Origin of the sequence: Paenibacillus paridis, assembly GCF_006345825.1 — a bacterium.
In the GTDB taxonomy this organism is placed as follows: domain Bacteria; phylum Bacillota; class Bacilli; order Paenibacillales; family Paenibacillaceae; genus Pristimantibacillus; species Pristimantibacillus paridis.
This window is the reverse complement of the sequence record NZ_VCIX01000082.1, coordinates 98,045-110,252: the sequence shown is the minus strand read 5'-3', so window position 1 is coordinate 110,252 and position 12,208 is coordinate 98,045. Positions and strand designations below refer to the sequence as shown.

At 50.2% G+C, this 12,208-nt stretch carries 8 protein-coding genes; all 8 read left to right on the top strand.

What is annotated here, in order from left to right:
* Nucleotides 1-31: 31 nt before the first annotated feature.
* The gene (locus tag FJQ58_RS11205) at nucleotides 32-1,774 is read left to right on the top strand and encodes a histidine kinase (RefSeq protein ID WP_139993336.1); all 1,743 of its coding nucleotides are present in this window, start codon (nucleotides 32-34) and stop codon (nucleotides 1,772-1,774) included.
* Nucleotides 1,771-3,138: a response regulator transcription factor gene (locus tag FJQ58_RS11200; RefSeq protein WP_139993334.1), complete on the top strand. Its 1,368-nt coding sequence runs from the start codon at nucleotides 1,771-1,773 to the stop codon at nucleotides 3,136-3,138. The genes FJQ58_RS11205 and FJQ58_RS11200 overlap by 4 nt, the downstream gene beginning before the upstream one ends.
* A 198-nt stretch (nucleotides 3,139-3,336) precedes the next feature.
* A complete protein-coding gene (locus FJQ58_RS11195; protein WP_139993332.1) occupies nucleotides 3,337-4,977 on the top strand; it encodes an extracellular solute-binding protein in 1,641 nt (546 codons plus the stop codon).
* Nucleotides 4,978-5,067: 90 nt separating this feature from the next.
* Nucleotides 5,068-5,958: an ABC transporter permease gene (locus FJQ58_RS11190; RefSeq protein WP_139993330.1), complete on the top strand. Its 891-nt coding sequence runs from the start codon at nucleotides 5,068-5,070 to the stop codon at nucleotides 5,956-5,958.
* Nucleotides 5,959-6,008: 50 nt separating this feature from the next.
* Nucleotides 6,009-6,887, top strand: coding sequence for a carbohydrate ABC transporter permease (locus tag FJQ58_RS11185; protein ID WP_139993327.1), 879 nt, complete (start codon nucleotides 6,009-6,011; stop codon nucleotides 6,885-6,887).
* A 24-nt stretch (nucleotides 6,888-6,911) separates the two neighbouring features.
* Nucleotides 6,912-7,784, top strand: a complete 873-nt coding sequence (locus FJQ58_RS11180; RefSeq protein WP_139993325.1) for a family 43 glycosylhydrolase — start codon at nucleotides 6,912-6,914, stop codon at nucleotides 7,782-7,784.
* A 145-nt stretch (nucleotides 7,785-7,929) separates the two neighbouring features.
* On the top strand, nucleotides 7,930-8,988 hold the full coding sequence (locus FJQ58_RS11175) for a LacI family DNA-binding transcriptional regulator (RefSeq protein ID WP_139993323.1): 1,059 nt from the start codon (nucleotides 7,930-7,932) through the stop codon (nucleotides 8,986-8,988).
* Nucleotides 8,989-9,276: 288 nt separating this feature from the next.
* Entirely contained in the window at nucleotides 9,277-12,099 is a 2,823-nt protein-coding gene (locus tag FJQ58_RS11170; protein ID WP_162341441.1) for a beta-galactosidase, read from the top strand.
* Nucleotides 12,100-12,208: the final 109 nt, after the last annotated feature.

The following is a 12,208-nucleotide window of genomic DNA, read 5'->3' as shown; positions in this document are numbered from 1 at the left end:
GTTCAAAATAAATCTCGAGCAGGTGAAAGTCATGGATGAGAAAGAAGGCTCTTATGTGAAGCGGCTATTCGGCTGGGATACGCTGCGCGGCCAGCTGTACTGGACGCTGCTGATCAGCTCCGTCATACCGCTTGTGTTGGTTGGGCTATTGACAGTGTACTCAATCTACAATATTTTGTATAACAAAATTGAAAAGGGCATCGAGCAAAATTTGCAGCGGGTAAGCGGCTCTTTGGAGGAAACGTTAGGCAGCCTCTATGACGTCTCGCAGCAAATGTCTTACCACGGCTTTGTAGGGCAGGATGTAGAGGCGCTGCAAACGAGCGAGGACAATTATGAGAAATCGCAGCTGATAACAGCCATTCAACGCAATATGGGAATTTTGAACGCTTCGAATCCGACGATCGGATTAGTCTTTTATTACGATACGACTACGGGAGAAATCCAGTACAACAATTACATCACCAGAGATCTGCACCCCAATTTCGACGAATTGCCGAAGCTCTCCGTTAAATCCGACCATATCTTCAATGGTCCGCACTTAACTCTTTATAAATACAATGACATTTCCGTATTTTCCATCGTGCGAAGCGTTGGCGGCATCACGGATCCCGATAACCCGCTGCTCGTGTATGCGGAAACCAACGTGAAGGTTATCCAAAACATCTTGAACAAGGAGCAGTACGGGATGAATGTATCCCATTTGCTTATGAATAACGAAGGAACCGTACTCTTTAGCGACAAGCCAGAGCTGACCCCAATCGGCAGCTCCTATGATGCAGAAGTGATGGAGCGATATTATTTTCACGAGGTGACGGGCAGTCAGGGGTGGCGGCTTGGCGTATTTATCGAGAAAGGCGAATATCAGAAGGAGATCCGTGATTGGTTCGTCAATTATTCCTTCATCGTTGTGCTGGGGCTGCTGATCAGCATCTGGTCCGCCTTTCGGACATGGAAGGTCGTGATTGCGCCGCTACACCGCATTCGCAAGGGGATATCCGCTTTTATCAGCCAGGAGCCTAACGATTATTTTCAAATGACAGGGCTGCGGGAATTTGATTTTCTCATTCAAAACTTTAACGACATGCAGTTCAAAATTCAGGATTTGATCAAAGAAGTGGCGAAGGAAGCGAGCGAGAAGCAGGAAATCGAGATGGAGAAGCTGATGGCCCAAATCAATCCGCACTTTCTGTACAATACGCTCAATACGGCCCAGTGGCTGGCACGGTTGAAGGGCCAGCACGAAATCGATCGTTTTTTGTCGTTGTTCACGAAGGTGCTGAAGTACAATTTGGCGAAGGATGGCACCATCGTGACGCTGAAGGATGAGATGGACTCCTTAAATGATTACATCGAGCTGCAAAAAATTAGATACGACTTCGAGTTTGATGTGCGCTACTTCATTCCGGAGCCGTTTCTGGAAACGCCGCTGCCGCGCTTTATTTTGCAGCCGATCGTCGAAAATGCGCTTTACCACGGCATGATGGACGAGAAGGGGATTATAGAAGTTACCGCACAGGAGCAGGGCGGCATGCTGGTTCTTAGGGTCAAAGATAACGGCAACGGGATCAGTCCTGAGAAAATCAAGGAATTATTGGAGTCGGATACGCGAAAAAATAATATTTCGGGCCTGGGTATCGGGCTTAATTATGTGGTGCGCACGCTGAGCAGCTTTACGGGCGGCGCCAGCGAGCTGAAAATAGACAGCAAAATAGGGGAAGGCACTATCGTATCGATTCATATGCCCATTCATAAGGAGGCGGCCGAGCAATGAAGGTCATCATTGTAGACGACGAGAAGCTAGTCAGGCGCGGATTGATTTCAATCATGCCCTGGGCAAAATATAACATGGAGGTCGTCGGCGAAGCCGGCAACGGAAGAAAAGCGCTGGAGCTGCTGGAGACGCTTGAGGTTGATCTCGTTTTTACCGATTTGATGATGCCGGAGATGTCGGGCTTTGAGCTGATGGAGCAAATCAACGCAAACTATCCGTCCAAATCGATCGTCGTTTTGTCTTGCCATGAGGAATTTTCCTTTGCACAGAAAGCGATTCGAATGGGCGCCATCGATTATATCGTCAAAAACGATCTGGAAACCGACGTCATGGACGATGTGCTGGAACGCATTGCGCACAGCTATGAGGATAAGGTGAAAATACGGACCTCGCCGGAAGCGAAGGTATTCGATAGGGTCATGGTTGTTCTCAAGCTGGGAGACGATGAGAAGGCGAGCCGATTGGTTGAGAAGCTTTCTGCGGGACATGCGATTCACTATTTGGAGAGGCATTGCTGGTTTATCTCGCTGGATGGTCTCGGGGAAGCAGCGGAACAATCATTGATTAACGATATTAAGCTAGCCAACTGCCTGCCCGTACTGGTACACGGCTTGGGCCATATGCCGCTCGGCGATACGGTGGACAAGCTGCATAGCTATCTCGCTACAGGCTTATTATACGATTATACGAAAATGGTTACCTTCTGGGAGTGGAAGGCGGACGAGGAGAAGGAACTGCTGGAGCCGGAGAAGGAGAAGCTTGGCTCTCGGTGGAACACGCCGGAATGGATCTATAGCAATGGGGCTTATGAGTCCTTAATGCAGGATACGGCAGCGATGAGATTGCCGATGAGCGAGCTGAAGAGCTTGTTATTCCCTGCCTTTCTTGAGAACGGCCGCTGGCTGCTGATGCTCGAATGGTCGATGCAGCTTATATTTCGCTTGGAGCCGCTTCGCATGTGGGAGGAATGGAGAGCCGTGCTGGAGGAGGAGCGGAATAAGCTTCGCAGCATCGTATGCAAGACCAAATATAGCGACGATATTCTACGGGTCATTTATAAAGCGATCCGATATATGCATGAGCGGGAAGAGATGGATTTTAGCCAAAATGAGATCGCGGGCATTGCGAACATGAGCCGGACGTATTTCAGCCAATGCTTCAAAAACGTAACCGGAAAGTCGTTCAATGATTACGCTACCGAAATTCGGATGTCCAAGGCGCAGCAGCTGCTGGTGCACACGAATACGCCCATTTATCAAATCGCGCAGCTTGTCGGCTTCAAGGACGAGAAGTATTTCAGTAAGCTTTTTTTGCAGGAAATCGGTGTGCTGCCCTCAGACTTTCGAAATCGAGGAACGGTATAGGCGAGGGTCGAAGAGAAAATGTGAGGTAAGAAGTTTGTCAGCCGGAACGTGGATTATTGTTGCTGGCTGCAAATCAGCATGATGAAAGCGGATACGAAATCACACCTACTTGTGAACATCGTTCTGACCCTTACATCCGTCGAACAGCCTTATACTGGGGATGTAAACATTAAACGATATGCAGGGGGATAAGCAGAAATGAAAAAAACATTAGGCATACTGATTGTTTGCGCACTGATGGTACTGACTGCATGCTCAGGAAATAACGGAAACGCGAATAGCGGCAGTACGAATACGGGCGGGAATAGTTCTACGGGAGGCACGACTGAACCGGCCGATCCCTATGCGCCGATGACGGAAACGGTGACGATAAGCATCGGGAAGGAAGCGGCGGTTGATCCGAAGCTGCCAAGCGGCTCGACAATTGAAGACAATGAGCTGACTCGCTATTTTGCAGAGAAGCTGAACGTGAAATATACGAATGAATGGCAGGCGACAACCTCCGGCGACGCTTACATGCAGAAGGTCGGACTTACGCTGTCGACCGGCGACATCCCGGATGTCATGACCGTAGACAAGCAGCAGCTTGTTCAACTGGTGAATGCAGATCTGGTTGAAGACCTGACGGCAACGTATGACAGCTTCGTATCGCCGGCGCTCAAAGCGGCTTATGATTCTACGGACGGCTACAGCCTTGCATCAGCGACATTCGACGGCAAGCTTATGGCTTTCCCTAACGTCAGCCCAGGCGCGGATGCGCAAAATCTGCTGTGGATTCGTCAAGACTGGCTGGACGAGCTTCAACTGGAAGTACCGCAAACGATGGATGACATTATTAATGTAACGAAAGTGTTTATGGACAAAAAAGGTTCCGTAGGTCTCTTGGGCAATCAGGTGATCGTCAACATCGGAACGAGCGTATTTGGCTTCGATTCCATCTTCAGCGCTTATAATGCGTATCCGCAGCTTTGGACCGAGGATGCGAGCGGCAATGCGGTTTACGGCTCGATTCAGCCCGAGGTGAAGGACGCTTTGGCCAAAATCAGAGGCTGGGTGCAAGAAGGCGTGATTGATAAGGAGTTTGCCGTGAAGAAGGGCGAGCAGGTGAATGAGCTGGTCGTTAGCGGCAAAGCGGGCATTTTCTTCGGACCATGGTGGCTGCCGTTTGGCATGCTGGCGGATTCCGTTGCGCAGGATTCCAAAGCGGAATGGGTATCTTACCTGTCGCCGCTCGGCACAGAGGGGAAAATGAACACGCATATGGGTTCTCCTACGACAAGATATTTGGTTGTGAAGAAAGGCTTCAAGCACCCCGAAGCGGTATTGAAAACGTTGAACATGCAATTCGATGCCGATCAGCTGCAAGGCGAGGGCATCGTGGAGAAGGATGATTTCAACTGGATGAACATGCCTTTCTCCCTGCTTGTAAGCAACTACGACGATAAAGAGAAGAAAGCTAAGCTCGTCCAAGACGTCATTGACGGCAAAGCAAATGCAGATACTTTGCAAGGCGAGACCAAGCAAATTTACAATTCCTACTTGAAGGATAAAGAAAACCCGAAAAAGGATTTGGCCGCTTGGTCGCAAAGACACGCGTTTCTGACTGGCGCTCTGCCGCTCGGCCAGGATGACAAAATCAACCGCAAGGTCGGCATTTATTACGATCAAACGGACACGATGCGTACCAAATGGGCGAACCTTCGCAAGCTGGAGGATGAAACGTTCTTGAAAATTATTATGGGCAATGAGCCGCTGGAATCGTTTGATACGTTCGTAGATAAATGGAAGTCGCAGGGCGGAGACAAGATTACGGAAGAAATCGCTGAAGCAGCGAAGTAAAAGAGGCATAGCACCGGAACTGGGCGAGAACCGGACAGGCTCGTTCAGTTTCGGTAAAATTAGAGTTTGCTTAAGGACGGAGTGGGAGCTTTGCGAGATTCCAAAAATACGTTTCATTATCATCTGATGCTGGCGCCGGGCATGATCCTCCTTATTATTTTCGGAATAGTTCCACTATTCGGAATGGCGATTGCGTTCCAAGACTATATTCCCGTCAAAGGGATATTCGGCTCCAAATGGGTAGGCTTAGAAAATTTTAAGTATATGTTCGAGCTCGATGACAGCAAAATCATTTTTTTCAACACGATCTTTATCTCTTTGATGAAAATGCTCATGAATGTGCTTATCCCGGTAACAACCGCACTGCTGCTGCATGAAATCATCTTTAGCCGATTGAAAAAATGGATGCAGACGATTATTTATTTGCCGCATTTTCTCTCGTGGGTTATTCTCGCAGGCATTTTGAACGATATGCTCTCCCAGAACGGCATCGTCAATCAAGTGGTAACGGCGATCACTGGCGAACCGATCTTTTTCCTCGGAAGCAATAATTGGTTTCCGGCTGTCGTTATATTGAGCGATGTATGGAAAGAGTTTGGCTTTAATACGATCATTTTCTTAGCGGCGCTAACGGCGATTAATCCTTCGCTCTATGAAGCAGCCTCCATTGACGGCGCTGGCCGGATTCGCAAAATATGGAGCGTCACGCTTCCGGGTATTTTGCCAACGATCATTCTCGTGTCGACGCTTAATATCGGCAATATTCTAAACGCAGGCTTTGACCAGATTTATAACCTATACAATCCCTTGGTCTATGAGTCGGGAGACATTATCGACACCTATGTATACCGCATTGGACTTGTACAATATCAATATGGCTTAGCGACAGCAGTGGGAGCCTTGAAGTCGGTTGTCGGGTTCATTCTGATCTTCCTATCCTACAGGCTAGCTGCTAAGTTTGCAGGCTATCGCATTTTCTAGAACGACAGCACCGAGAGATCGCATTATTGTAACTAGAAGGGAAGTGTCCCATGCCGCTTACAGGTAAACGCGGAATCAGGACGACTGATATTATTTTGACGCTCATTATGCTGCTCGTTACGCTGCTTTGCTTGCTGCCGCTGATCTATGTCATATCTTTGTCTTTCAGCGGAAAGTCGGCGGCAGCCTCCGGTGCAGTTACCTTGTTCCCTGTTGACTTTACCTTTTACTCCTATGAATATATGTTTAAGGACAGCCGCTTCTTCGATGCCTTCGGCGTGTCGGTTAAGCGGGTGCTGCTTGGCGGGGCAATCAATTTCGTGCTAACGATTCTGATGGCTTATCCGCTTGCCAAGGAACGGCTTGAGTTCCGGAGCAGAGACATTTATATGTGGGTCATCGTATTCACGATGATGTTCACCGGCGGGTTGATTCCATGGTATATGGTCGTGAAGAGCCTTCATTTAACCGATACGATCTGGGCGCTTGTGCTCCCGACGGCCGTTCCGATCTTTAACGTGATTTTGCTGATGAATTTCTTCCGCAGCTTGCCGAAGGAAATTAACGAGTCGGCGAAAATGGACGGGGCGGGGCCGTGGCGGACGCTTATTACGATCGCGGTTCCGCTGGCGATGCCAGCTATTGCAACGGTTACGCTGTTCAGCATCGTTAGCCACTGGAACGCCTTTTTTGACGGCTTGATTCTGATGAACAAGCAGCATAATATTCCGCTGCAAACGTATATTCAGCAGCTGGTGGTGGCCCCGTCGATCTCGTCTTCGACGAGGCCGGAGGATTTGATTAATTTCTCCCAGCGGACCTTCAACGCAGCCAAAATCGTCGTAACGATGCTGCCGATCCTGATCATCTATCCATTCCTGCAACGCTATTTCGTACACGGCATTACGCTTGGCTCCGTTAAGGAATAAGCATTCAAAAAAAGGAGAATCAGCATGCAAATCAACAATCCGATATTGCCCGGATTCTGGGCAGATCCCTTTATTCTGCGCGACGGGGACGATTATTATTTGTATCCGACCAAGGACAGTGAGGGTTGGATGTACGAGAAATTTCATGTGTTCCACAGCAAGGATCTTATCAACTGGGACGGGCCTTATCTCGCCTTGGATTTGAACGATGTGAGCTGGGCGAGCAAGCAGGCCTGGGCTCCCGGCATTGCAAAATACAAGGAGAAGTATTATATGTACTTTTCTGCGGAAGCACAGATCGGCGTAGCCGTCTCCGATTCTCCGCTCGGACCGTTCAAGGATATGCTGGACCGCCCGCTCATTACGCGCGACCAGTACGCTTGCCAGTCGATCGATGCCGATTTATTCGTTGACGACGATGGGCAGCCTTATCTGCTGTGGGGGCAGGGGAAGTGCTGGATCGTTCCGATGGAAGACGATATGATGACGTTTAAGGCTGAGCCTATCGATTTATCCAAGCAAATTCATGCTTCCAAAGGAAGTGATGGAGCTGTAGAAAATAATGCGATCTACAATGAAGGGCCGCATATGCAAAAGCGCGATGGCCGTTATTGGCTTACCTGGAGCAATTATGATACGCGTGATCCAAGATACCAGATTGCCTATGCTTTCAGCGACCATATTATGGGTCCATATGAAGTGCCGGACAATAACCGGATGACGCTAGAATCTGCCAGTGCCGTAGGTACAGGTCACGCCTCTCTTACGGAATATGAACAGGGATGGTACTTGGTCTACCACCGGCTCGCCGAGCCGGAAACCAGCGTGCTCCGCGAAACCTGCATCGGGCTTGTTCGCTTTAAGGATGGCCAACCTTATGTAGACGTGGATGAATAATGTTTTTAAAGCCGAAAGAAGGAGGGGATAGCCCCTCCACTTCTTTCGGCTTTGTTTCAAAATAATGGGATATACTCGTTTCTATTTTTCATAGCTTCTGTTATTCTTACGGAGAATGAAACTATAGACCGAGGAGTGAGCAGCTATTAAGCCGGTTACTGTATATGATATTGCTAGGGAAGCGAATGTTTCAGTGGCTACGGTATCACGCGTACTCAACAACACCGCCCCGGTAAAGAAATCGACAAGAGATCGGGTTATGGAGCTGATTACGAAGCACCAATTTCAGCCGAACGCCTTGGCTAGAAGCTTGTTTAAGAAGGAAACCGGAATGATTGGCGTTATTTTACCTGATATTACGAATCCTTTTTTTCCAGAGGTATTGGCAGGCCTGGATCAGGAGGCACGCAGCAAAGGGTATACTTTCTTTCTATGCGATACCGTATCGACCAATCGTGACTCCGCAGAGCAGTATGTTCGTGAATCGCAATATTTAAGCATTTTGATGGAAAAGCAGGTAGACGGGATTGTGATGATTGGCGGCCGGATCAATCTCATGAAGCCGGATAAAGGGCTGGTAAACGAGGTAGTTGAGGCGGGCAAGCGCGTACCGTTGCTGCTCATTAACGGCAATCTTCCGGGAGAGGGACTTACCCGCGTCTATGTTGACGAACGAGAAGGAGCAGAGCTAGCCACGCAGCATCTCATCGATTTGGGGCATCGCGAAATTGCATTCGTCGGCGGTTACAAGCATATGTCCAACACGCTGCAAAGGGTTCAAGGTTTTGTGAGGACGATGGAGAAGAACGGTTGCCAGGTTCGGAAGGAATGGATTCGCCATGGCGGATTTTCCGTAGACAGCGGCAAGACGTTCATGAACGAGCTGCTCGCGGAATCGGAGCGCCCGACGGCTATCTTTTGCGCCAATGATCTGGTCGCTATCGGCGTAATGAAATCGGCTCACAAAGCAGGAGTTTCCGTGCCGCATGACTTGTCTCTTGTCGGATTTGACGATATTCCCTATGCTTCCGACAGCATTCCGGAGCTCACGACGGTTTCTTTGAAATGTTATGACGTGGGGAGAAATGCGGCGGAGCTGCTGCATCAAATGATTACAAAAACGAAGGTAAGCAAGAACACGAAGGTCAGGCCAGAGCTCATTATTAGGGAGTCTACAGCGCCGCTACGCAGGGCGGGACAATAAAATAAATAACTTTTCAACACGCTATTGACAACGCTTACATTGTTGACTAAAATCAAATTGTCAACGGATTTCCCCTTACCACACAATTGAATGTAACCCGTTTCATGAAAGCCGGTTTTGTTCCTGCCCTTCAAGAGACACATAGATGCACGTCAGCTAGTCTTACAGATTTCGTCTTCTGTTTACGCCAGCCATGAGGTGTATTTATTTTTCCCTAAATATGTAACGGGTTTCATGAAACGGGTTACATATTTCGAGTCTTTAGCCTATTTTATTGGAGGTTGTGACATGTCCATGCAATCAAGCACGGAAGCGTCCGTGCAGTTTGGAGCAGAAGCGGTCCATATTCAAGGCGCTCCTCACATTTTGCTATGTGCCTCGCTGTTTTATTTCCGAATTCCAAGGGCGCTTTGGAAGGAGCGGATGGAGCAGCTAAAAGCCTTCGGCTACAACAGTATTGACGTGTATTTTCCTTGGAATTATCACGAGACGCAAGAAGGAAGCTGGGATTTTAGCGGGGAGAAGGATGTTGCCGCATTTCTTGCAGCCGCAGCGGAGGCTGGACTTTACGTAGTGGCTAGGCCGGGACCGTATATTTGCTCCGAATGGGATGGAGGGGCATTGCCGGCCTATCTGCTAACCAAAGGGCTGAGATTACGCGATAACGATGAGCAGTTCCTGGGCAGCGTGGCGAAGTGGTTCGACCGTATACTGCCGCTTCTGAAGGCGAATCAAGTAGGCGAGGGGGGAACGGTCATCGGAGTGCAGCTCGATAATGAGCTTGATTTCTATGATTGCTTGGACCCCAAAGGGTATATAAGCGCCCTTCGCGATATGGCGCTTGGCCACGGCATTACGGTTCCGCTATTTGCTTGCGCCGGGCAAGGCGGCTTGCTGCAAGCTTCCGGCTTCGCGGACAACGTCGTCCCGACCTGCAACTTTTATCCGGATAACCGGGAGCCCGATTTTGAGCAAAAGGTGCTTCACTACAGTGAACGATTGGAGGAGCTAGGTTATCCGCTGCTAGTAACGGAGACGAATCGCGCTCATTACCTGCTGCGCAGGCTGCTTTCCTGCGGGGCCAAGCTGCTCGGACCTTATCTGCAGGTTTCAGGTACGGACTTCGGCTTCACGAATGCTACGAACAATTGGGGGAAACCGCTCGCTTTCATGACCTCGGATTATGATTTTGGAGGCATGATTTCTCCGGAAGGACATATTCGCGAGGAGGCCTATGAAGGCCGAATGCTGGGCCGTCTTATTGCAGCCTACGGCGCACCGCTAGCCCAGGCAACTCCCGGGAATAAAGGAACGGATGGATGGGCGATTGCGGGAGATCATGAGCGAGTGGCTGGACCGTTTGCATTGCGCCTGAAAGGCGGAGGAAGCTTACTGTTTGTTACCAATTTAGATGACCGGGATAAACAAGTGGCGCTTGCTGGGCCTGGCGAAGAGGCGGGAGGAGAAGCGGTTAGGAATACCTTTACGCTAAAAGGCGGCAGGTCCCTTGCGCTTCCTTATCAGGTACCGCTCGCCATATGGGGAAGCGAGGGTTGCTTGGAGAACTCAACCGCTGAGCTGTTTATGGCGGAGACAGCGAATGATGGCGCGCGGCTGGCATTCCATACGGAAGGAAGCGGCGAATTGGTTCTGCGGTTTGAACGGCCGCCGCTGGACATAAAGGCATGGAACGCAGCGGCTGTTGAGTCGGAAGGAACGGTGACGGTCACCTTTGACGGGAGGGAAGATGGCGGCTGTTCCATCGTTGCTGCGGATGGACGCGAGCTCAAGCTATCCATCACCACAAGAATGAAAGCGCTTTATTTAAATGGACTGGCTGATGGCAACGAACCATTAGAGCACGGGGAAGCACAGCGATACGGCAGCACTATTGACGATGCGGCGGCATGCGATTGGCGGCTAGACGTCTTTGAAGCAGCGGGTGGATTGCCGGAGCAGGCCGGATCTGAAGTGAGGCAAGTGGTATCGGAGGATATCGACCCTCTTGAATCATTCGGTATTTACCGCGGATTTGCGTGGTATGAGGCCGAGGTTCAACTGGCAGAGGGAAAAGCGGTGCAGGGGCTGCTGCTTCGCCAAGGCAGCGATGTCCTTTCGCTTTATGGAGACGGACACTATGCGGGAACAGTTGCTCCGGGAGGGGGGAGCGCCTTTTTGCCGCTTGACGGGGGACTGAGGAAGGGCAAGGTACAGGCGCGTGTGGAAATATGGGGGCATTCCAATTTTGATGATGCGAGGCTTCCCGGACTGCGTCTGCATGCGATGAAGGGATTGAAGGGAATAGCAGCAATAACGAAGATTCATTCCCTCAGCGGCCATTGGAGCGTCTATCGTGCAGAAGGTCGCGCCATGCGCAAGGAATGGATCGAATCGCCGGATTACAGGTTATGGCCGGTGGTTAACTTCGGGGGCTGGCTGTCACCGGATCATCCCGCATTCGAATATTACCGAAAAACGTTCCTTGCATCGGAATCAGCGAGCTCTTGGACCTTGCATTTCCAAGGGATCCAGTCACTAGCAACCGTGTTTGTTGGCGGCCAAGAAATCGGGGCGGTGAATCCGTTCGATCCTTATCTCGATATTTCGGACTACGTAACTGCCGGACAAACCGTAGAGCTGACCGTATTTGTGGAGCGGGTGCTCGGTTTATCCTCCGGTCAGGTGTTTCTGTACGAAGGCACCGTGGCTAAGGGCTGGTCCATTAGCCGTGCGGAAGAGCAGGAACTGCTAACTCATTTGCAATGGCGCAGGGAAGCCGCGCAAGCAGTAGAGCTCCCGATTACTCTGAAGCCGGGTGAAACCGCATGGCTGTATGCTACAACCGCGAACTCGGAAGCGGGAGCAGGCTGGCGGACAAAGGTGATTGGAAGAGGCATGAAGTTGACCGTATTTTTGGAGGGAAGGCTCGTTGGTCGGCTTTGGCTGCATGGAGGAGATACCAGGCCTGTGCTTACTGGCGGCAGCCCTGATTCCTTCTATCTGCCGGGAGCATGGTTTGAGGAGGGCAAGGGAAGCTTGGCCATATTGCTGGAGGCGGTGGACCGTAAGGAGCAAGGCTGCCTGGAAGCGCTGCACTTCATATCCGTCTAGCTTATGACGACGAGGGGGATTTAGGATGGAAACGAGCATAGCCGAAAGGGAGCCCCGGCAAAAACTTCAACAACTGAAAGGCGGCAAGCTTAGACGGTTTTGGAATAAC